20 protein-coding genes and 2 tRNA genes are annotated in these 20372 nt (G+C 65.6%); 5 read left to right on the top strand and 17 right to left on the bottom strand.

What is annotated here, in order from left to right; translation table 11 throughout:
• Positions 1-3: 3 nt before the first annotated feature.
• Positions 4-471, bottom strand: coding sequence for a DUF2269 domain-containing protein (locus QA649_RS01420; protein WP_283022639.1), 468 nt, complete (start codon positions 469-471; stop codon positions 4-6).
• Positions 468-1367, bottom strand: coding sequence for an alpha/beta fold hydrolase (locus QA649_RS01415; RefSeq protein WP_283026229.1), 900 nt, complete (start codon positions 1365-1367; stop codon positions 468-470). Before QA649_RS01415 ends, QA649_RS01420 begins: the two co-directional genes overlap by 4 nt.
• A 268-nt stretch (positions 1368-1635) precedes the next feature.
• On the opposite strand from QA649_RS01415, the gene QA649_RS01410 reads away from it, so the two are divergent.
• Positions 1636-2145, top strand: a complete 510-nt coding sequence (locus QA649_RS01410) for a GNAT family N-acetyltransferase (protein WP_008136728.1) — start codon at positions 1636-1638, stop codon at positions 2143-2145.
• A gap of 178 nt (positions 2146-2323) precedes the next feature.
• Positions 2324-2860 carry an inorganic diphosphatase gene (gene ppa / locus QA649_RS01405; protein WP_018645116.1) on the top strand — a complete coding sequence of 179 codons (537 nt, stop codon included), beginning with the start codon at positions 2324-2326 and terminating at the stop codon, positions 2858-2860.
• 83 nt (positions 2861-2943) lie between these two features.
• Here the strand turns inward: ppa and QA649_RS01400 are convergent, their stop codons facing one another.
• The 3 genes from QA649_RS01400 to QA649_RS01390 are packed head-to-tail and all read right to left on the bottom strand — an operon-like array spanning position 2944 to position 4503.
• The gene (locus QA649_RS01400; protein WP_283022638.1) at positions 2944-3828 is read right to left on the bottom strand and encodes a bifunctional methylenetetrahydrofolate dehydrogenase/methenyltetrahydrofolate cyclohydrolase; all 885 of its coding nucleotides are present in this window, start codon (positions 3826-3828) and stop codon (positions 2944-2946) included.
• Between the two features lie 9 nt (positions 3829-3837).
• Positions 3838-4197, bottom strand: coding sequence for a DUF167 domain-containing protein (locus QA649_RS01395; protein ID WP_283022637.1), 360 nt, complete (start codon positions 4195-4197; stop codon positions 3838-3840).
• Positions 4198-4212: 15 nt separating this feature from the next.
• Positions 4213-4503 carry a YggT family protein gene (locus QA649_RS01390; protein WP_018645113.1) on the bottom strand — a complete coding sequence of 97 codons (291 nt, stop codon included), beginning with the start codon at positions 4501-4503 and terminating at the stop codon, positions 4213-4215.
• A gap of 205 nt (positions 4504-4708) precedes the next feature.
• On the opposite strand from QA649_RS01390, the gene QA649_RS01385 reads away from it, so the two are divergent.
• Positions 4709-4784, top strand: a tRNA-Ala gene (locus QA649_RS01385).
• Positions 4785-4907: 123 nt separating this feature from the next.
• Here the strand turns inward: QA649_RS01385 and QA649_RS01380 are convergent.
• The 7 genes from QA649_RS01380 to QA649_RS01350 form a co-directional block, all read right to left on the bottom strand.
• Entirely contained in the window at positions 4908-5720 is an 813-nt protein-coding gene (locus QA649_RS01380) for an enoyl-CoA hydratase (RefSeq protein ID WP_283022636.1), read from the bottom strand.
• Positions 5721-5859: 139 nt separating this feature from the next.
• A complete protein-coding gene (locus tag QA649_RS01375) occupies positions 5860-6654 on the bottom strand; it encodes a glutamine amidotransferase (protein WP_283022635.1) in 795 nt (264 codons plus the stop codon).
• Between the two features lie 129 nt (positions 6655-6783).
• Positions 6784-7563, bottom strand: a complete 780-nt coding sequence (locus tag QA649_RS01370; RefSeq protein ID WP_283022634.1) for an SDR family oxidoreductase — start codon at positions 7561-7563, stop codon at positions 6784-6786.
• A gap of 220 nt (positions 7564-7783) precedes the next feature.
• Positions 7784-8272 (bottom strand): TerB family tellurite resistance protein, encoded by a 489-nt coding sequence (locus QA649_RS01365; RefSeq protein WP_283022633.1) that lies wholly within the window; start codon positions 8270-8272, stop codon positions 7784-7786.
• Between the two features lie 341 nt (positions 8273-8613).
• Positions 8614-10023, bottom strand: coding sequence for an adenylate/guanylate cyclase domain-containing protein (locus QA649_RS01360; protein ID WP_283022632.1), 1410 nt, complete (start codon positions 10021-10023; stop codon positions 8614-8616).
• A gap of 50 nt (positions 10024-10073) precedes the next feature.
• Positions 10074-11441 carry a cytochrome P450 gene (locus tag QA649_RS01355; protein ID WP_283022631.1) on the bottom strand — a complete coding sequence of 456 codons (1368 nt, stop codon included), beginning with the start codon at positions 11439-11441 and terminating at the stop codon, positions 10074-10076.
• Between the two features lie 34 nt (positions 11442-11475).
• Positions 11476-12846: a hydrolase gene (locus tag QA649_RS01350; protein WP_283022630.1), complete on the bottom strand. Its 1371-nt coding sequence runs from the start codon at positions 12844-12846 to the stop codon at positions 11476-11478.
• 137 nt (positions 12847-12983) lie between these two features.
• Between QA649_RS01350 and QA649_RS01345 the strand changes: the two genes are divergently transcribed.
• Positions 12984-14672, top strand: coding sequence for an MFS transporter (locus QA649_RS01345; RefSeq protein ID WP_283022629.1), 1689 nt, complete (start codon positions 12984-12986; stop codon positions 14670-14672).
• A gap of 106 nt (positions 14673-14778) precedes the next feature.
• Here QA649_RS01345 and QA649_RS01340 read toward each other — a convergent pair whose 3' ends face one another.
• A complete protein-coding gene (locus tag QA649_RS01340; RefSeq protein ID WP_018645104.1) occupies positions 14779-14994 on the bottom strand; it encodes a cysteine rich repeat-containing protein in 216 nt (71 codons plus the stop codon).
• A 165-nt stretch (positions 14995-15159) separates the two neighbouring features.
• On the bottom strand, positions 15160-15468 hold the full coding sequence (locus QA649_RS01335; protein WP_283022628.1) for a hypothetical protein: 309 nt from the start codon (positions 15466-15468) through the stop codon (positions 15160-15162).
• A 252-nt stretch (positions 15469-15720) separates the two neighbouring features.
• On the opposite strand from QA649_RS01335, the gene QA649_RS01330 reads away from it, so the two are divergent.
• Positions 15721-16782, top strand: a complete 1062-nt coding sequence (locus QA649_RS01330; protein ID WP_283022627.1) for a polysaccharide deacetylase family protein — start codon at positions 15721-15723, stop codon at positions 16780-16782.
• Between the two features lie 320 nt (positions 16783-17102).
• Here QA649_RS01330 and QA649_RS01325 read toward each other — a convergent pair.
• From QA649_RS01325 to QA649_RS01315, 3 genes are all read right to left on the bottom strand, one after another.
• Positions 17103-17178 (bottom strand) — tRNA-Thr (locus QA649_RS01325).
• A 99-nt stretch (positions 17179-17277) separates the two neighbouring features.
• Positions 17278-19080 carry a heme biosynthesis HemY N-terminal domain-containing protein gene (locus QA649_RS01320; RefSeq protein WP_283022626.1) on the bottom strand — a complete coding sequence of 601 codons (1803 nt, stop codon included), beginning with the start codon at positions 19078-19080 and terminating at the stop codon, positions 17278-17280.
• A 36-nt stretch (positions 19081-19116) separates the two neighbouring features.
• Positions 19117-20334: a hypothetical protein gene (locus QA649_RS01315; protein WP_283022625.1), complete on the bottom strand. Its 1218-nt coding sequence runs from the start codon at positions 20332-20334 to the stop codon at positions 19117-19119.
• Positions 20335-20372: the final 38 nt, after the last annotated feature.

The following is a 20372-nucleotide window of genomic DNA, read 5'->3' as shown; positions in this document are numbered from 1 at the left end:
GTCTCAAAACGGTTTCGCAATCATCAACCACAGGATCGCCATCGTCGCACCGAAGCCCGGGAAGCCGAATGCGAACCAGCGGCGAAACAGGATGAAGTAACGCTCTGGCAAAGCGGCGCCCTGATCGGCGGCCTTGCGCGCGAGATCGCGCATCTCGATCTGCATGAACACCACGGGAATCCAGAACAGACCAGCAAAGACGTAAAGGGCGAGCGAAGCGAGAATCCAGCCTTCGGCGATCGACGTTGCCGAGAGCATCATCAATAAGCCGCCGCTGACCGGCTGGAGGATCACCGCCGACAGCGTGAAGATCGCATCCGCGATCACCACGACCGATGCGGTGCGCGCGATGAACTCTGCATCGTGCGTACGATGCGCCATCAGCATGAAGAAGGCGATGCCGGTCCCGGTGCCGAGGATGACGATGGCGCCGAGCACATGCAGATATTTGACCAGGAAATACAGCGTCATGGTTTCTTGGTCGCCATTGGCTTCGACGGGTTCAGCGCACGTTCGAGCTCGGCGGCTGCAGCTTTCACGCCGGCGTCAGTCTCGATCATCCCGTGCCCCTCGCCGCCGACCGCGGGCAATACGTGGAAATCGACTTTGCCGCCAGCGCCGCGGAAAGCATCTGCCAACGACTTCGAGACTGCCGGCGCAAAATAGCTGTCATTGTTGGCGACGAACCATGTGACGGGAATGCGCGCCGCTTTGCCGAATTCGGCTGCCACCGTCAGCAGCGCATGTGGCGAACAGATCCGGTTCGGCTCGTCATTAGCGTGGCCGCCACGCCCCGGCGCGAACGTGATGATGGCGGAGATCGCCTTTGGATCGGCATTCGCGAGCGACAGCGCGCCCCAACCACCGGCGGAATGCCCGATCACGATCGCGGCATCCTTGCGGACGAAATCCTGCTTTCGCAAATAGTCCAGCGCCAGTGAAATTTGTTCGGCCGTCGCGCGGCCGGAGCCCGCATAGTCCACCTCGTCGCAATCGCCCTGGTCCTCGACATAGCGGCCGCCGGTCGCACCATGGCCGAGCCGCTCCGGCACCAGCACGGCAAATCCGCGCGCCACGAGGAAGGCTGCGAGCGCGCGGTATTCCGGTTGCGGCATTTGCGCACGACGCAACGCGTTCTGCGTCGAAGCATGCGCGATGACCGCAAGCCGGAACGGACCGGCACCAACGGGGCGAAACAGCAGCGCATGCGCGGCGATAGCAGCATCCGGCGAGGGCACTCGCCACTCCTGCCGACGAAACGGCTCGCCTTCCGCGCCCGATGCACCGAACGTGACCTGAGCGCACAGAGGCGACGCGGTCAGCAGGGCCAGCAAAGGCAGGAGCGCTAGGTTATTGAAGAGCCGCATGAATGGCCAAAGGCGAGCACGGACAAGCGACCGCCAGACTAGTAGGAACGAATCATTCTGGGCGGACTTTCTGCGTTGCCATTGCCGTTCATTGGTTGCCGCGACGCAGTTTTGCACCGACGCATGAGCAGGCGGTTGCCCTTCAAGGCGGCGCCTTGTCCTCTTTCGGTACAACGTGGCCATAATACTGATGCAGAAAGTCCACAGGTTAACCGATAATTAACGATAGGTCTTGCCGCCGGCGCGGCGACTTGGTTTGATCGCGTCCATGAGCACAACCCTGATCGAGGTCCGGCCGGCCAAAGCCGCAGATGCAACTGCGGTGGCATCGACCCATGACGAAGCCTGGCGTTCGGCCTATCAGGGCATCATCCCCGGCGCCGAGCTGGAGAAGCTGATCAACCGCCGCGGTCCGCAGTGGTGGGACAGCGCGATCCGCAAGGGCAGCCGCGTCAGCGTGCTGGTGTTCGGCGACAAGATCGCGGGTTATGCGAACTATGGTCGCAACCGCGCGCGCAGCCTGCACTTCGACGGCGAGATCTACGAGCTCTATCTGCGTCCGGAATTCCAGGGCCTCGGCTTCGGCCGTCGCCTGTTCGCCGCCGCCCGCCGCGACCTGATGCAGAGCGGCCTGAAGAGCATGGTGGTGTGGGCGCTCTCGGACAACGATCCGGCGACCGAGTTCTACCGCGCCTTGGGCGGCCGCATGGTGGCGCGCTCCTCCGAGCGTTTCGGGCCGAAGTCGCTCGACAAGGTTGCCTTCGCCTGGACCAATTGAGCTGCTGAAGTCCAGCCGGCAGCGCTTTCCTTCCTTCGATACCGCCCGCCACTTGCGCCGGTGATCGCTGGATTCATTATTTCGCAAAAACACGATGGATTGGCGGGCCAAGCCCGCGTATGACAGCGCCAAAATCGCTGCCGGGCGCGATTTAACCTCGGCAACAACGGAGCCTTGAATGCGTATCGATGCTATCTCGATCGGAAAAAACGTCCCCCAAGACGTCAACGTCGTCATCGAAGTCCCCGTGGGCGGCGAACCGATCAAGTACGAGATGGACAAGGAGGCCGGCACGCTGGTGGTCGACCGCTTCCTGTACACGCCGATGCGTTACCCCGGTAATTACGGCTTCATCCCGCACACGCTGTCCGACGACGGCGACCCCTGCGACGTGCTGATCATCAACACCCGCGCCATCATTCCCGGCGCCGTCATGAGCGTGCGCCCGGTCGGCGTGCTGTTCATGGAAGACGAGGCCGGCGGCGACGAGAAGATCCTGGCGGTGCCGTCCTCGAAGCTGACGCAGCGCTACGACAAGGTGAAGTCGTACTCCGACCTGCCCGACATCACGCTGCAGCAGATCCAGCACTTCTTCGAGCACTACAAGGATCTCGAGAAGGGCAAGTGGGTGAAGATCCTGCGCTGGGGCGGCCCCGAGGAAGCGCACAAGCTGATCCTCGAGGGCATCGAGCGCGAGAAGAAGAAGAAGGGCTAGTTGTCGTTGCGCCTCGAAGAGGCGAACCCGGAACCTCGAGATTCCGGGTTCGATGCTGCGCATCGCCCCGGAATGACGACCAGCTACACCGCCGGCTTCGGTAGCCCGGCGATCGCGCAGGCCGCGCGGAGCGTATTCACCAAGAGGCACGCCACCGTCATCTGGCCGACGCCGCCCGGCACCGGCGTGATGGCACCGGCAACGCCAAGCGCTTCCTGATAGGCGACGTCGCCGACGAGGCGCGTCTTGCCATCCTCCTTCGGGATACGGGTGATGCCGATGTCGATCACGGTCGCGCCGGGCTTCAGCCAGTCGCCGCGCACCATCTCGGCCTTGCCGACGGCGGCATAGACGAGGTCGGCGCGCTTCACGAGGCCAGGCAGATCGCGCGAGCGCGAATGCGCGATCGTCACGGTGGCGTTCTCGTTCAACAACAATTGCACCAGCGGCCGGCCGACCAGGTTGGAGCGACCGATGACGATGGCGTTCATGCCTTCGAGCGAGGCATGGACACTCTTGGTCAAAATGATGGAGCCGAGCGGCGTGCAGGGCGACAGCGCTTCGAAACCGCCGGCGAGACGGCCGGCATTGTTCGGATGCAGGCCGTCAACGTCCTTGGCGGGATCGATGGCGTTGATCACGGCCTCGGTGTTCAGCCCCTTCGGCAGCGGCAGTTGCACCAAAATGCCGTGCACGGCGGGATCGCGGTTGAGCTTTGCGACGACGGCCAGCAAGTCCGCCTGCGAGACGTCAGCCGGCAGCTTGTGCTCGAACGAGGCCATGCCGGCCGCCTGGGTCTGGGTGCCCTTGGAGCGAACATAGACCTCGCTGGCGGGGTCGTTGCCGACCAGGACCACCGCAAGGCCCGGCACCAGATTGTGCTCGCGCTTGACCCGGGCGACCTCGTCGGCAACGCGGGCGCGGAGTTCCGCGGCGATGACTTTTCCATCGATGATCTTGGCGGTCATGTCAGTTCCTCAGTCTGTCGATTTGGCGTCTGCCGCTTTGGCTTGGACGAGCTGGCGCAGGGCTTCGCCCAGCCGCGCCGGATCGCCGTCGACCGCGATCTGCTTCAGCCGCGACGTCGCCCCCGACAGGAGCTTGACGCTGGCCTTGGGCACGCCAAGCGATTTCGCCAGCAGCATCAGAACGGCCTTGTTGGCCTCGCCGCCATCGGCAATGGCGCGCACCCGCACCTTGAGCACGCTGCGGCCGTCGGCCAACTGCTCGATCCCGTCGATGTCGTCGCGACCGCCGCGCGGCGTCACCCGCAGCGCGATGCTGATTCCCGAGGCCGAGTAACGCCAGGGTTCCTTGCCAGCCTCTTTCGCGACCAAGGCGCTCCAGCCTGCTCAGATCACGTTCGGGTAGATGTAGTACAGGATCACCCGCTCGATGAACATGATGATCAGGATCAGGATGATCGGCGAGATGTCGAGACCGCCGAGGCTGGGCAGGAAATTGCGAATCGGCGCCAGCAGCGGCTCGGTGATCCGGTACAGGAACTCCGCCACCGCCGACACGAACTGGTTACGCGTGTTCACGACGTTGAAGGCGATCAGCCAGGACAGGATCGCGGAGGCGATCAGCAGCCAGACGTAGAGGTCGAGCACGATGATGACGATGTCGAGAACGGCACGCATGGCTTTTGAGGCCTCTGGCTTATGAAAACTCTGGCTTCGGTCGGGAGTGACGCCTTTTGCTAGATATCGGTTCCCCCCGGCCCAAACAAGGGAAGTTCGGGCACCGAAATGGCTAAAACCGGGTTACACCCGTCCTTGACTTGACCTTGGCAGGGACTTAAATGGCGCCCGGTTGTCGGCCGCGTTTACCAGAGCGGCCAGCAAAGGGGCCATAGCTCAGCTGGGAGAGCGCGTCGTTCGCAATGACGAGGTCGGCGGTTCGATCCCGCCTGGCTCCACCAGCCTCCGCTCGCTTCGCGAGCTACGGCTAGGCAAGCTTGGGAAAGTCCATCGCAGCAAAGTGAGCGAAGGCTGCCCCGCCATAGCCCGAAGGGCGACGGCGGGCTCTGTCCGCAAATCTCCCCCTATCTCCCCGTAAACCTTGGCGGCCGCTTCTCCATAAAACTCGCCACCCCCTCGCGAAAATCGCTGCCGGCGAGCGCCACCATCATTTCCCTGTTGGCCTCGATCGTCGCTTCGGCCAGCGTCTGGAACGGCACCTCGTAGAGCTGGCGCTTGATCACGGCCATCGCGCTCGGCGAGACGAAATCGGCGAGGTCGCGCGCATAGGCGTGGGTCTCCTCGCGCAGTTTTTCGGGTGAGCACAGCCGGTTGACCAGTCCGATCCGCAGCGCTTCCTCGCTCGACACGCGGCGCGCCGAGAGCAACAGATCCATCGCATTGGCGTGGCCGACGATACGCGGCAGCATCCAGCTGATGCCGTGCTCGGCGATCAGTCCGCGCCGCGCGAACGCCGTGGTGAACACGGTGTTGTCGGCGGCAAAGCGCAGGTCGCAATAGAGCGCGTGAACGAGGCCGATGCCGGCGGTCGCGCCGTTGAGCATGGCGATGACGGGCTTTTTGATCGACGGATAGAAACCGTAGCGCGTCTGCCAGTCCGGCCGGCGGTTCATGTCGAACGGCGGCAGGTTCGTTGCGCGTCTGACGTCGTCGGGATCGAGCCCCTTCAGTGCATCCATGTCGGCGCCGGCACAGAAGGCGCGGCCCGCGCCTGTCAGCACGATGACACGGACGTTGTCGTCGGCGCTCGAGGCTTCCATCGCATGACGCACGTCGCGCTCCATGATCGGCGTCCAGGCATTCATGCGATCGGGGCGATTGAGCGTGATGGTCGCGATCCTGTCGCTCACCTCATAGAGAATGTGTTCGTAGGCCATGACGCTCTCCCTTTGTCTGCCGGCGCAACTTCTCGCGCGCTCGTTAGGAAAGAGCCTAGCATATCAAGGGATGAGGCAAGGACTTGCGCCAAGGATCTGCGCCAAGGACTTGCGCGAAGGACCTGCGCGAAGGCGCGAGTTACTCGGCGGCTTGTGCCAGCACCGGCCGCCGCGCCAGCCAGCCGTCGATGAAATGATCGAGCCAGGCGCGTTCCGCCGCGTCATAGACGGCACGGTCCGCAAAGTGATGATGCCGGTCGCGCGCGCCGGGCGCGCTGAGGCCGTCATAGCCGCGCGTGGTCCAGCAATGCATCATCGCGTAGGTCACGTCAGGATGAAACTGCACGCCGAAGGCATTGCCGGCGCGATAGGCCTGGATCGGAAAATCATCGCCTTCCGCAAGCAGTTCGGCACCGACGGGCAACGTGAACCCCTCGCGGTGCCAGTGATAGACCTGCGCCGGCCAGTCCGGGCAGAGCGCCTGTCCAGCAGCCGTGGGACGAATTGGGTAATAGCCGATCTGGGTCAGCGCCTCCGCATGCGGCGCGACGCGGGCCCCGAGCTGCATCGCCAGCATCTGCGCGCCCAGGCAGATGCCGAGGAACGGCCGCTGTTCGCGGAGCGGAATTTCGATCCAGTCGATCTCGCGGCGAATGTAGTCGTCGGGATCGTTGGCGCTCATCGGGCCGCCGAAGAACACGGCGCCGGCATGCTGGCCGAGGGTCTCGGGCAGGGGATCGCCGAAGCGGGGACGGCGGATGTCGAGGCGATGGCCGAGCGCGCGGAGCGCATTGCCGACGCGGCCGGGTGTCGAGGATTCCTGGTGCAGGACGATCAGGACCGGCAACCGGTTTTCGGAGGCGGCGGCGCTCGGCGCCTTCCTTCGGAAGGGCACCACTTCTGCGCCACCAAACCTGTCCGTCCGGAACGACATGGCCTCTGCGAGTGCTATCGGTTCAAGCCGCCAGCATAGCTAAGCGATGGTTAACATCGTGTGAGTTTGCGCACACACGCTCCTAGACTGAAGCAAGCTCCGGGCCACTACGGACGTTCAGAACTGCTTTCAGCGTCGCTGCCGCTGGAACCGGCTGGTGGCCGACAGGATGAAGCCGCGCGGAAAGAACCGCAGCGCGAGCGGCACAATCTTGATGCCGAGACCGGGCAGCACTGCCCGTTTGTTGGCCATCAGGCCGTGATAGGCCTGCCTGGCAACATCGGGAGCCGAAACGTTGAGAAGCGCCGTATTGTGCCCGGACCCGACACCGGCGCGCGCCTGGAATTCGGTGGGCACCGGCCCCGGGCAAAGCACAGTGACACGAACGCCGCGCGGCGCGAGCTCCGCACGCAAGGCCTCGGTGAGGGAAATCACATAGGCCTTGGAGGCGTAGTAGACGGCCATGCCGGGGCCGGGCAGGAAGCCCGCGACCGATCCGACATTCAGAAGACCGCCCTTGTTCCTGATGAGCTGATCGGCAAAGCGCAGCGACAGATCCGTCAGCGCCCGCACGTTGACATCGACGATGCCGACCTGCTCGGCGCGGTCGCACTCGATGGCATCGCCGAACACGCCGAAGCCGGCATTGTTGACGAGATGATCGAGCTCGACGCCCTCTGCTTTGAGCGCTGCGGCGATCTTGTCGCCGGCGCCGGCGTCCTGAAGATCGCAGGCGATCACGATCGGCTTCTTGCCGCCCTTGGCGGCGAGCTCACTCGCGAGCGCCTCCAGCCGGTCTGCCCGTCGCGCCGTCAGCGCGAGACGGTGTCCGTTGGCGGCGAACACGCGCGCCAGCTCCGTGCCTATGCCCGCCGAGGCACCGGTGATCAAGGTTACCCGCTCAGTCACGATCGATGTCTCTTGAATTGAAGTTTTTTGGTCCCGCAATGGCGGAACGAGAGCATAGGCCGTGCGCGACAGGCAAGCGGCGCCGGCCGCATAGCCGCTTGAGCGGACATCAGGGAAAGCAGAAAACCCGGGAATTTACGGGCGAATCCGGGGGGCGATCGCCCACATTAAAGTTTCGTCATGTGATCAGCACAACCGGCCGTCGGCCGGCTTGCGCGGATCAACCGCCGACGGCGCTGTCCTGCACCTGCCCACCGGCACGCTCGGCAACGGCATGCTTGAGCTCGATCCGGTCGCGCTGCGAGATCCCGAGCAGGTCGGAGGCGCGCCAGACGACGTTGTCCTCGAACTCGGAGACCTGGCCGTCGGCATAGACCAGCTCCCACATCATCTGCACGATGCGCTTGCGGCCCGCTTCGTCGAGCGAGCGCATGATGACGCTGGTGAAATGGTAGAGATCGACGGCGTCGCCCTCGACCTGGGTGGCATCGGCGATCAATCGATCAGCCGTGCCGTGATCGAGCCCGAAATGGCTTTCGATCAGGCTGTGCAGCTTGCGCTGCTCGGCCGCGCTCGGCTGGCCGTCCAGCGAGACCACGTGGACGAGCAACGCAGTCGCCGCGAGCCGATAATCGCTGTCGCCGAATGCGCGATCCTGCGCCTGGGGGGCAACAATGTCGGCGATGAACTGGCGCAGGCCGTCGAGCATAAGGTCCTACCGAAATCGATGCTGCCGCGGGGTGCGGCAGCTACCAGCATTATATGAGCGGGAAACTCAACCGGCGCAACGTGCGTCAGTTCGGCGCGCATATTACGTTTCGGCAATCTGGGCGGGCCTTCGGCCACCATGGCCGGGCCTGACCAGGCAATGAAGATGGAGGATACAACACCCGTCTGCCTCCACATCGTCATTGCGAGCGCAGCGAAGCAATCCAGAATCTTTCCGCGGAGGCAGCCTGGATTGCTTCGTCGCATCAGCGCAAAATTGCTACGCAATTTTGTCGCGAGCTCCTCGCAATGACGGAGAGTGTGGCAATCTCCTCCCGTCCCTCACGGTATCTCGTACACCACCATCTTGTCAGCGATGCCGCGCAGCGCGGCCTGTTTCTGGATCGGCTTGATCTCGCGCTGCTGGAGGATTTCGGCGACCGCCGGCGCATCCGCCACCGGGCCGGTGATGTGGATCTCCTGCGCGGTCGACAGGCTCTGCACGCGCGCGGCGATGTTGACGGTCTGGCCGAAATAATCCTGCCGTTCGTTCAGCATCACCGCGAGGCACGGACCTTCGTGGATGCCGATCTTGACGATGAGGTCGGCGGTGCCGCGCTTATTGTTGAGCTCGCCCATCGCCGCGCGCATCCGCAGGCCCGCGACGATCGCATGCTCGGGACGGACGAAGGTCGCCATCACGGCGTCGCCGATCGTCTTCACCACCGCGCCTTTCTCGGAGGAGATGATCTCGAGCAGCGCGTGGAAATGCGCGCGCACGAGATCGAACGCGGCAAGATCGCCGACGCGCTCGTAGAGCGCGGTCGAGCCCTTCAAATCGGTGAACAGGAAGGTGAGCGAAGTGATCTGGAGCCGCTGGTCGAGGCTGAGATTGTCCGCCTTGAACACATCGCGAAAGGTCTGGTTCGACAGCATCCGCTTGGCGGTGAGGAACGGCTTGCGCTTGCCGATCAGATGATGAAGCGCCTCGGCCGCGATGAACACCGACGGCAGCACGCGCACGCCGGCCTGGTTCTCCATCGACAGCCGCAGCGGGCCCGGCCGCATGGTCGTGGTCCCGGTCGGCGCCTGCACCTTGTTGTACATGATGGCGAGCTGCTGGCGGTCCTTGGTCGGCTCGCCCTGGACGTCGATGAAGTGGGCGGCGTGCGTCACCGGCTCGAAGATGATGACGAAGTCGCTCGGCAATTGCAGCGACATGGTCGCCTTCTCGCCGGCCGGCAGCTCCATCGTGTCCAGCGTGACTTCGTTGGCGAGCGTCGCAAACGACTCCTTGTTGAAGTCGACGCCGGAACTCCAGAACACCTGCTTGAAATACTCCCACACCGGAAGCGTGTCAGGATCGTGCGCCGCGATGCGCCGCACGCGCGGGTTCACGGTGAAGGAGACCTCGACCTGGTCGTCGACGGAGGCCTTGTAGCCGCAGGCGCAGAGCGCGCAGTGATAATCGTCGGGCTTGAGCGCCTTCAGGGTCGAGTGCGCCCCGAGCACGCCGCCGCAACCAGGGCACAGCACGTTCCAGCCGAGATCGAACAGCCCGAGCCGCGCCGAATGCAGGAAGGCCGAAATCACGTGCTCCTCGTCGAGACTGTGCTGCGTGGAGAAATCGAGCACGTTGACGCGGTTGAGCTCGTGATCCTCGCCATGCTCGATGAGATCTGCAATCGCATCGACCACCTTCGCATCGGCGGTCTGCTTCAAAACGGAGAACTGGGCCTGGATGTCGCTCATGGCGGGGCTCTATCTTTGTTGAATCACGCAATCGACCAGGCAATCGCCTGTCATCGACGCGTGATGCGGAACATGGGTGAGTGACCGGGCTGGGTCGTGACGACGCCATGCGGAATCACGGGAGTCTGGTCGGCCAGCTCGACGCGGAAGGCGCCGGTCAGCCGGGCCAGCGCCAGCACGGATTCGGCCTGCGCAAACGGCGCGCCGATGCAGACGCGCGGGCCCGCGCCGAACGGCAGATAGGCGAAACGGTCGGGCGCCTCGGTCGACATGAAGCGCTTGGGAATGAAGGCGTTCGGCTGATCCCACAGCTTCTCGTGCCGGTGCAGCAGCCAGGGCGCGATCATGATGATGTCGCCCTTGCCGATCTCGACGCCGGCCGCATTGTCCTTCTCGCGTGCGGCCCGCGCGACCAGGAACGCGGGCGGATAGAGCCGCATCGTCTCCTCGATCACGGCGCGGGTGAATTTCTGGCGATCGATATCGGCCATGCTGTCGAGATGCTCGCCCCGCGTCTCGGAGGCGACTTCCTCCTGCGTCTCCGGATCGAGCGCGAGCAGATAGAGCGCCCAGAACAGCGCCGTCGCCGTGGTCTCGTGACCAGCGAGGATCATGGTCGCGACCTCGTCGATGAGCTGCGCGTCGGAAAAGCCTTTGCCGGTTTCAGGATCGCGCGCCTCGTCCATAAGATCGAACAAATCGCGCGGCGGCGCGCCGTCCTTCTTGCCCATTTTGCGCCGCTCGGCGATCAGCATCGAAACGAACTCGGTCCAGCGTTTGCGGAAGCGGGCGCGGGCACGATCCATCGGGGTCGGCCAGGACACCGGCAGCAGCATGTCGAGGAAGTACGCCCGGCCGAGCCGCTCGCCATATTCCATCACGAAATTGCGCAAGGTCGCGCCGTGCCGGTCCATGCCGAACGAGAACATCGTGCGGCCGGCGATCTCGAGCGTCATGCGCTGCATGATCTCGCGCAGGTCGACCAGCTCGCTTACGCGCGCATCGAGCTTGGCGATGGTCTCGTCGAGCACCGCGGTCATGTGCGGGACGAGGTTCGCCGTCGCGCGCGGCGTGAACGCCGGCGCGAGCGTGCGGCGCTGAAACGTCCAGGAGTGCCCCTCCGCGATCAGGAGGCCCTCGCCGAGCACCGGACGCAGCATGCGAATGCCGGCCGGCGTGCGCGTGTAGTTCTCGTAATTGGTGAGCAGGACATGCCGGATCGCGTCCGGACGATTCAGGATAAAACTGTTGCGGAAGACGAAGCGGCCCGGGATGACCTCTTCCTCGTAGGCACGCTGCCCCCAGGTCGCGATCATGTTGCGCCGGATCACGGCGAGCTTGCCGAGAAACGACATGTTGTCGGGCGCACGCGGCGGGGCCGGGGGGATGATGGGCCGACGCACACTGGCGATATTCATGGCTCGCTCCCGCAGTACTGGCGCAGCTCAATAGCTAGTAAGTCAGCTCGGCAATCGCAATCCTGTCCTCGGCGGCCGGCCAGAGGCGTGCCACAATCCGCTCTTCGCCGAACTGGGCGACGATGTTACGCCCGATCTCTGCGGCCGGAAGCCGCAATGTTGCTGCCGCATCGGTGGGCACGCCGGACTTGACGTCGGCCGGCTCCTTGCCGTCGAACAGCACCACATCCCGCGGCAGGCCGAAATAGCCGCGCGGACGCGACATGATCACGATCGCACCGGCGTCCTTGTCCGCCGGCCCGAGCGGGCGCGCGGGCCGGAGGTGCACGACGTCGGACGAGCGCGGGAAGGGCGAACGATAGATGTGCGTGGTCGGCGCATCCGGCGCCGCCAGGACGAATTCGAGTGACCAGGACGGCTCGACCTGCGCCGGTCCCCAACGGCCGTCGGCGCCGGTCTTCGCGCTGTGCACGGCACTGCCCTTGCGCTCACCGGTATCAGGGTCGACGCGAAATATCTCGACGGTTGCGCCCGCGACCGGGCGATTGGTCGATACTCCGCCGGGCGTGCCGGTAACGAGGCCGCTCAGGCGGACGCTCTGCTCCGGCACGATCGCAATTCGCTGGGGCTCGCGGCCGGCGATGAACTTGTAGATCTCGCGGAAGGCGCGCGGGTGGAACGCCACCTCGCGATGGTCGAGCGCGCCGAGCACGAGATTGGTGGCACCCTTCAACTCCGGCCCCTCATTGGTGACGCCGGTCGGCGTGCCGGCTTTGCCGATGAAGCGGCCGTCGCTCTGCGCATATTTGTCCATGCCGTCGCTGCGCAGGGTGAGGAAGGCGACCCCTGGCGTCACCTCGCTCTCCCCCTCGTTCAAACCGCGCAGGAACGGCCCGCGGCCATTGAACTCGTTTCCAAGCTGGTCGTCGGTCGCGAACACACCGTGATTGGGCGTGCCGCACAGCACGGCGTGGCTGACATCGCCGGCACCGCCGTTCCTGATGACGTTGCGGATCGCATTGCCGCCGCGCGAGCTGCCGACCAGGGCGACGCGCGCCGCACCGGTCCGGCGCTTCAGCTCAGCGATGGCAGCAGCGAGCTCGCGGCGCTGATCCTCGGTCGAGGAGCGGTTCGCCTGCTCGACCTTGTCGTCGCCGCGCGCCAGCGGATCGGTGAAATTGATCGCCATCATGCGATCGCGCGCGATGCCGTTGGATTCCATCCGCCACAGCGTCGTCATCCAGAGCGCGTCGTAGTCGCCATTGCCGTGGACGAACAGGATCGGCGGCACTTCCGCGTTTTGCGCTGCGGGCGCCGTCTGGGCCAGCGCGCCCGTTCGCAAGCTCGCAAGCGCGAAAGGCAAGCTGCCCGCCCCCAGCAGGATCGTCCGTCGCGACAGCCTCATCTGTTCCTCCCCGGCAATACCATCTTTGCACCGCTTATACCGGCCTAACCACTGGACAGCGAAGGACTTTCGCGGGCATCACTGACTTTGCCGGAATCACCCAAAGACCACTTCTGCCAGCCCATATGGAAGGGGATATGACCGAGCAGCCGAACCGTCAGAAATTCGCCGGCGAGGGCATCGCCGCCCCGCTGCGGTTCACCGTATTCCGGCGCATCTGGCTTGCCAGCCTGCTCTCCAATCTCGGCCTCCTGATCCAGGGCGTGGGCGCGGCCTGGGCGATGACGCAGATGGCGGCCTCGGCGGACAAGGTGGCGCTGGTGCAGACCGCCCTGATGCTGCCGATCATGCTGATCTCGATGCCCGCCGGCGCCATCGCCGACATGTATGACCGCCGCGTCGTCACCCTGGTCTCGCTCGCGATCGCGTTGACCGGCGCGAGCGCGCTGACGATCCTCGCCGGCCTCAAGCTCATCACGCCGGAAGCGCTGCTCGCCTTCTGCTTCGTCGTCGGCAGCGGCAACGCGCTGTTCGGGCCGGCATGGCAATCCTCGGTCAGCGAGCAGGTGCCGCCGGAAGCCCTGCCGTCGGCGGTCGCGCTGAACGGCATCAGCTACAACATCGCGCGCAGCTTCGGCCCCGCGGTCGGCGGCGTCATCGTCGCTGCGCTCGGCGCAGTCGCCGCCTTCGCCTGCAATGCAATCCTCTATCTGCCGCTGCTGGTGGTGCTGCTGCTCTGGCGCCGCTCTGTCGAGCCGTCGCGCCTGCCGCGGGAAAAGCTCAACCGCGCCATGGTCTCGGGCTTCCGCTACATCACCAATTCGCCGCCGATCAAGATCGTGCTGTTGCGCACGCTGGTGATGGGCCTGATCGGCGGCGCGATCATGGCGTTGATGCCGCTGGTCGCACGCGACCTCCTGCATGGCGGCGCGCAGACCTACGGCATCATGCTCGGCGCCTTCGGCATGGGTGCGGTGGTCGGCGCGCTCAACATCCACGAACTCCGCAAGCGCATGAGCGGCGAGGCCGCGATCCGCGCCTGCACCATCTCGATGGCGTTCGCGATGGCCGCTCTCGCCGTGAGCACCGAGCCGGTGCTGACGGCCACCGCGCTGGTGCTCGCCGGCGCGGTCTGGATGGCGGCGGTCGCGCTGTTCAATATCGGCGTGCAGCTGTCGGCGCCGCGCTGGGTCGCGGGCCGCTCGCTCGCGGCATTCCAGGCCTCGATTTCCGGCGGCATCGCGATCGGCGCCTGGGGCTGGGGCCATCTCACCGACTATGCCGGCGTCGAGGTCGCGCTTCTGGTCGCCGCCGGCCTGATGCTGCTCTCGCCGCTGCTCGGTATCTGGCTCGCGATGCCGCGCGTCGGCGCCCGCAACGAGGATGCCGAGGTGCTCGCTGATCCCGAGGTGCGGCTGTCGCTCACCGGCCGCAGCGGGCCGCTGGTGGTCGAGATCGAGTATCGCGTCGCCCAGGAGAACGCGCGCGCCTTCCACAATGTGATGCAGGACGTACAGCTCTCACGGCAGCGCAACGGCGCCTATGGCTGGTCGATCGCGCGCGACATCGCCGACCCCGAATTGTGGACCGAGCGCTATCACTGCCCGACCTGGTTCGATTACTTACGCCAGCGCAACCGCTCGACCCTGTCCGAACGCGCGCTGCATCAGCAGGCGATCGATTTCCACATCGGGCCCGAGCCGGTGCGCGTCCGCCGCATGCTGGAGCGTCCGTTCGGCTCGGTGCGCTGGAAGGACGAGACGCCGGATCGCGCGGGCGGCGAGGTGCTGCCGGTGGTCGCAACCGCAGCAGGGAGCAGCACGTAGGTATTGTGAATTCGTAGCCCGGATGGAGCGCAGCGCAATCCGGGGCAGTCTCGCCGCAGGAAGAGAATCCCGGATTTCGCTGCGCTCTATCCGGGCTACGGAATCACTACTGCCCGTGCTCCGTCAGCACCTTGTCGCAGGCCTTGCTGAGGCGGGTGCGGTTCTGCTTCAGGCACGCCAGCACGGCGCCGTCGCCATTGTTCATCACGGCGCGGCAGAAGCGGCTGACATCGCGCGCGCAGGCATCGTGGCCAGGCTGCTGTTGCGCGGACGCGGCGGTCGCGCACAGGAGCAAGGAAATAACGAAAAGAAATCTGGTCATCGCGTAATGCCTCTTACCCGGAAGAATGTGCGGGCGAAGCTAGTGCGACGATCCCTGAGCTGCAACGGCTTTATTGGCAGGCTGCATGACACCGCCGCGTGGCCCCGGCTTGACGCCGGGGCGCATCGCGAGGGGAGCTAACCGACGCAACGATCGCAGTGCAGCTTACTGTTTGTCCTGCGCGTCAGCGACCTTGCGTGAAGCGCCCTTGGCGAGGTCCTTGTCCATCACCGCACGGCAGCCGGCGCTCAGATCCGAGCGATGCTTGATCATGCACGCGGTGATCTTCGGGATGTTGGGGATCTCCGACGAGCACAGGCGGAAGGCATCGCCGGTGCACATCTGCTGCGCTTCGGCCGTGAAGGCGAAGCTCGACGTGGTCGAGACGATCGAGACGAGGGCGGCAAAGCCCAGAGCCAGGCCGGTAGCGCGGATCTTGCTACTCAAGGATTTGGTAGAGAACGACGTGGTCATTTGAAGCTCCCATTGGCGCCGCCATAGCGGGCCCGTTGTTAATGGGAACTACGATGCTCCCGCAAAACCGTTTCCACTGTGATGACGGTCACGAGCGACCCACCTTCTGTGACATCGGTCACTTTGGCGCACCTTGCTGAAATTCCTCCGCATCCGCCGTCGTGTTGGTGTCACGTTAACTGTTCCTTCGCATTAATGGCTCGTCGCGCGGGAAATTCCGCCGGTTTGGTTGCGTAATTGGAAAGAGTAGCGATGCGTAATGCGTTGGGCCTGATGCTGGCCAGTGTAGTTGCGGCGGTCGTGATCGCCGCCGGCGGTTGGTTTTATTATTCCGCAAGCGCCGATCAGGGCGCCCCCAAGACAGTTGCCGCCCGTGCCGCCGACCCGTTGCCGGCACAGGCGAAAATCGCCGCCAGGGACGACGTCGCGACCACCGCGACGATCGCGGCGAAACCGACGGCCGTTGCCCAGGCACCCGCGCCTGCACCCGCACCGGTCGCGCCAGTTCAGCCGAAGCAGGCCTGCGCCAATCCGAACGCGCTGGGCGTCGCCCGCGTGGTCGAGATCGACACGACAGGCGGTCCGGGCTTCGGCTTCGAGCATTTCAAGCAGTTCGACTTCCTGACCGACAAGGAGGTCGTGCTGACCTTCGACGACGGTCCGTGGCCGGTCAACACGCCCGCCGTGCTGAAGGCGCTCGCGGATGAATGCACCAAGGGCCTGTTCTTCTCGGTCGGCAAGCACGCGACCTACCATCCGGAGATCCTGCGCCAGGTGCTGGCCCAGGGCCACACGGTCGGCACGCACACCTGGTCGCATGTCAATTTGAACAGCAAGAAGATGACGGAGCAGCAGGTCAAGGACGAGGTCGAGAAGGGTTTTAGCGCCGTGCGGTTCGCGCTCGGCACCAACCCGGCACCGTTCTTCCGCTTCCCGCAGCTGCAGCACAATCCGGCGATGGTGACCTATTTCGGTACCCGCAACGTCGCGATGTTCTCGACCGACATCGACTCCTTCGACTTCAGGAAGGGCGCGACGCCGGAGAAGATCGTCGAGACCGTAATGACCAGGCTCGACAAGCTCGGCAAGGGCATCATCCTGATGCACGACTTCCAGAAGCACACCGGTGAAGCCATGCCGGCGCTGCTCGCACGGCTCAAGGCCGGCGGCTACAAGGTCGTGCAGATGAAGGCCAAGACGACGTTCCAGACGCTGCCGGAATATGACGAGGCGCTGATGAAGGACATGAAGGTGCCGACCGCGGGCACGAACACGCGTCCGATCGGAAGCGTGGTGCAGACGGTCTCGCAGTAAGCGGTCGAAGCACGTCCTCAAGACATCATGGCCGGGCTCTGCCCGGCCATTTGCTTTTGGAAGGGGAGGAGGTGCCTACCAGTAGATGCCGTGGCTGCGGTCGCCAGCCTGGGCAGATGCAGAAGCCAGGACCATGGCGGCGACCAGAATGATTTTGCGCATGTGAATCTCCCCCTGTTTGGCGTGACCGGGACATTACGGGGCGGGCGCGAGGTTATGTGGCACACGTCACGCAAACATGGGGCCGCATGCAACGCGCGGTCATGCGAGCCGGCTGCCGTCGGCATACGTTTTCATGGCGGTCTGTTGAAACAAGGCGCTGGTGCCGCAAGAGGGATTCGAACCCCCGACCCCGTCATTACGAATGACGTGCTCTACCGACTGAGCTATTGCGGCAGCCCTGCCAGGACCAAAGCGATGCCGGTCCCGATACGCGCGCTCCTGATATCGGGCATGGCCCGAATTGGCAAGGACAAGCGGGGCCCGAAATGCGCCTCACGCGCCCCAGCGGGACCAGAATCCGCGCCAGCCGCCGGCCTGGGCCTTTGCATGGGGCTTGGGCGTGCCGATTTGTTCCGTAAATTCATCGCTCGGGCCCTCGTCATCGATCCCGGGATCATCAGGGGCACGGACGATCGGGATGACGGCGGGGATCGGGGCGGGCTTGCCGAGATCGGCGCGGGTCCGGAACACCGGCGTTGCCGCCGGCGGCGATGATTCGGCCGGGTCGGGGGCCGGTTTGACCGGCTCGGCAGGTGCCACCGCCGGCTCCTCCGTGGCGGTTTCCGCGACGGCTTCCTTGACCGTTTCCTTGACCGTTTCCTTGGCGGTTTCCTTGGTCTCGGGGGGAGAATTGTCCTGGGCGGCGGGTGCCGGCGCCGGACCCGTCACGACCGGTTCCACCGGGCTCTCGCTCGGAGCCGCCGTCACCCGCTTCGGCGGCGGGGCGGCCAGCATGGCTTCCTCGAAGGCCGAGGATTCGATCGTGGTCGCCTTGTCCGAGGGCAGGCTGGCGACCGGCGTCTGCCACTGGAAGGCGTCGAGCCGGCCGGTGACCGGGGAGACCGGGCGCCAGCGGTCGCTGACATAGCCGTCCGCGGTCCAGGCCGGATCGTGGCGGGCGCGCACCGCGCGCAGGGTCCAGGCGCGGGCACGGCCGCTATCGCCATGCTCGGCGCGCTCGATCTCGGCCATCAACAGCGCCACGCGCTGGGTCGGATCGTTGATATAGGGCGCGAGCACCTGGCGTGCGCGGGCGAACTCGGAGGCATCGATCGCCGCGCGCGCGATTGCGAGCTGGCCCTCGACATGGCCGGGCTTGTCGGGGTGCGTCTTGGCCGCGAGCGTCTCGACCCGCTGCAGGCGCTGCCGCGCGGAATCGCCGAGCTTCACATGCGCATAGGCATCTGCGAGATCGGGATGCGGATTGGCGAGCCAAGCGGTCTCGACCAGCTTCATGGCGCGGCGCACCTGATGCGCCTCGCTCTCGAATTTCGCGGCGAGCACTGCTGCCGGCACCAGGGTCGGCGCGAGCTTGATCGCCTCCATCACGCTCTCGCGCGCGACGTCGCGGTCCATCTTTTCCAATTCGAGCGCACGCGCCGTGAGCAGCACGCCGCGCTGGCGGCGATAGGCCGGCTTGTCGATCAGGCCGGCGGACAGATTCGACTCGAGGATCGCGAGCGCGCCGCTCCAGTCGCCGCGGGCGCAGCGGAAGCCGAGCACCGCATGCGAGGCCCAGGTCGAGGACGGCGACAGCTTGATCGCTTCCTCCGCGATCATCACGGCGCCGACCGCATCGTCCGCGCGCTGCGCCTCGATGAACAGGCCGCGCAGGCCGAGCAGCCGCGTATCCTCGCGCTCGGCCATGGCGCGGAAGACGCGCTGCGCCTCGTCGCGCTTGCCTTCGAGCTGGGCCGATTGCGCATGCAGGAGAAGCGCGAGCGGATCGTTCGGCGCGTGCCGCCGTGCCGCTTCGGCGTGCCGGCGGGCGAGCGCGGTGTCGCCGTGTCCGATCGCGAGCAGGCCGTGGGTGATGGCGTGGCGGCCGCGCGCGTGACGCTTCTCGTGACGACGGCGGCGCATGCGGCCCGGCGTGCGCCAGATCATCGTCACGATGCTCCAGAGCAGGACAACGGCCGCGGCAAAGAGGCCAAGCAAGAACACGAACCTGGGCAACGTCGTCGAAGCCCGGAAGCTCCCCGCGGTCAGGACGAGATCGCCGGGCTGGTCGGCAACCCAGGCCGCGCCGGCCGCCGCCAGTGCAATCAGGACAAGGAAAAGGACGATGCGAAGCATGGCGATCCCTATTACGCGCTGATTGTTGCGCGAATCTTATTGAGCAGATTTGGCGAGATCCGCCATGGCATCGTCGGCGAATTTGCGGGACGCGGCGAGCGCGGCGTCGCGGGCATCGGCCTTCTCGAGCCAGGCCTGCGCCGGCGCCCGATCGGCCTCGGGCAGCGTCTTCAGCTCCCGCCGCGCCTCCACGAAATCGTTGCGAAGCGCCGCGGCCGTCACGCGGGCAACGATGGCGCCGCGATCGTTGCCGACGCCGTCGGTGCGCTCGATGCGCACGAGTTTCGACGCCCCTGCCTGCAGGCGCTCGACGATGCCGGCATTCGCGGCCGGGGCTTCCGCCGGCGGCGACAATTTCGGCACGATGGCGAGCAGCTCGCGGCTCAGCGCGACCGGGGTCGGAATGCCTGACGATGCAAACATGTCGAGCGGCTTCAGCATGTCGGGCTTGGCGGCGAGCGAACGCGCCGCGGACAGCTGTGACTGGTAGGGATCGCCATGGCGAACGGCGACATCGAGCAGGGTCGCAGCCACCACAAAGCGCAGCGGCTTGTCATCCATCACTTTTGCGTCGGCGATCTTCTCGCCTTGCTGCGCGAGCTCGGCGCGTTCGGTCTTGCTGGCGCGCTCGAGCTGCGTGATGCGGTCGGCGAGCGCGGCAATATCTGGCGCAGCAGCGCGCGGTGCGGATTTGCTATCGTTCAGCGCGCTCGCGGTCTTGTCGGACTGCGCGCGCAGATTGGCGATGTCGCTGCGCAGCGCGCTCGCCGATTTCTCCAGCGCGTCGATCCGCGCCACCATGGCCGGATCGGCGGCGGGCTTGCCGGCCTTGGCCTCGACCGCGGCGACGCGACCGCTGAGCGCATCGACCGTCGCGTTCGTGACTTGCGGCGCGGGCGGCGGCGCCTGCACTGCGGGCCAGCCCAGCATCCAGCCGACCCCGATCACGAGCGCCGCCGCCGCCGCACCGGAGAACGGTGCAATGACCCAGGGGGAAACCGGCCGCGAAGCGGACGCGGGCGCAATGGAAGGCTGCTCCTCGGCTGACTCGGGTTGAGGCTCGGGCTTGGTCTCCTCGACCTTTTCCTGTTCAGGCGCGGCCTGCTCGGCCGTCGGCTCGGCCTCGGGCTCGCCCGCCACCTCCTGCGGCTGGGTCGAGACTTCGGTTGCCTCGAGGTCGATGGTGGGCGGGGTGCGCTTGGCACGACCGGTGTCGGGAGCCAATCCTGCGTCTTCAGGCTTGTCGTCGGCCATCGTGACGGTTCCTCACACTTCCATACCTTGCACAGATC

The sequence above is a fragment of the Bradyrhizobium sp. CB1717 genome (genome assembly GCF_029714325.1).
GTDB lineage: Bacteria > Pseudomonadota > Alphaproteobacteria > Rhizobiales > Xanthobacteraceae > Bradyrhizobium.
This window is presented reverse-complemented; position numbering and strand designations above follow the sequence as displayed.

Excerpts from the sequence above, each read along its gene's own strand:
- QA649_RS01315 (WP_283022625.1), bottom strand. The coding sequence starts at position 20,334 with ATGGCCGACGACAAGCCTGAAGACGCAGGATTGGCTCCCGACACCGGT.
- QA649_RS01420 (WP_283022639.1), bottom strand. The coding sequence starts at position 471 with ATGACGCTGTATTTCCTGGTCAAATATCTGCATGTGCTCGGCGCCATC.
- QA649_RS01400 (WP_283022638.1), bottom strand. The coding sequence starts at position 3,828 with ATGACCGCCAAGATCATCGATGGAAAAGTCATCGCCGCGGAACTCCGC.
- QA649_RS01375 (WP_283022635.1), bottom strand. The coding sequence starts at position 6,654 with ATGTCGTTCCGGACGGACAGGTTTGGTGGCGCAGAAGTGGTGCCCTTC.
- QA649_RS01335 (WP_283022628.1), bottom strand. The coding sequence starts at position 15,468 with ATGACCACGTCGTTCTCTACCAAATCCTTGAGTAGCAAGATCCGCGCT.
- ppa (WP_018645116.1), top strand. The coding sequence starts at position 2,324 with ATGCGTATCGATGCTATCTCGATCGGAAAAAACGTCCCCCAAGACGTC.
- QA649_RS01365 (WP_283022633.1), bottom strand. The coding sequence starts at position 8,272 with ATGCTCGACGGCCTGCGCCAGTTCATCGCCGACATTGTTGCCCCCCAG.
- QA649_RS01415 (WP_283026229.1), bottom strand. The coding sequence starts at position 1,367 with ATGCGGCTCTTCAATAACCTAGCGCTCCTGCCTTTGCTGGCCCTGCTG.
- QA649_RS01390 (WP_018645113.1), bottom strand. The coding sequence starts at position 4,503 with ATGCGTGCCGTTCTCGACATCGTCATCATCGTGCTCGACCTCTACGTC.
- QA649_RS01380 (WP_283022636.1), bottom strand. The coding sequence starts at position 5,720 with ATGGCCTACGAACACATTCTCTATGAGGTGAGCGACAGGATCGCGACC.
- QA649_RS01355 (WP_283022631.1), bottom strand. The coding sequence starts at position 11,441 with ATGAATATCGCCAGTGTGCGTCGGCCCATCATCCCCCCGGCCCCGCCG.
- QA649_RS01360 (WP_283022632.1), bottom strand. The coding sequence starts at position 10,023 with ATGAGCGACATCCAGGCCCAGTTCTCCGTTTTGAAGCAGACCGCCGAT.
- QA649_RS01345 (WP_283022629.1), top strand. The coding sequence starts at position 12,984 with ATGACCGAGCAGCCGAACCGTCAGAAATTCGCCGGCGAGGGCATCGCC.
- QA649_RS01340 (WP_018645104.1), bottom strand. The coding sequence starts at position 14,994 with ATGACCAGATTTCTTTTCGTTATTTCCTTGCTCCTGTGCGCGACCGCC.
- QA649_RS01320 (WP_283022626.1), bottom strand. The coding sequence starts at position 19,080 with ATGCTTCGCATCGTCCTTTTCCTTGTCCTGATTGCACTGGCGGCGGCC.
- QA649_RS01330 (WP_283022627.1), top strand. The coding sequence starts at position 15,721 with ATGCGTAATGCGTTGGGCCTGATGCTGGCCAGTGTAGTTGCGGCGGTC.
- QA649_RS01410 (WP_008136728.1), top strand. The coding sequence starts at position 1,636 with ATGAGCACAACCCTGATCGAGGTCCGGCCGGCCAAAGCCGCAGATGCA.
- QA649_RS01350 (WP_283022630.1), bottom strand. The coding sequence starts at position 12,846 with ATGAGGCTGTCGCGACGGACGATCCTGCTGGGGGCGGGCAGCTTGCCT.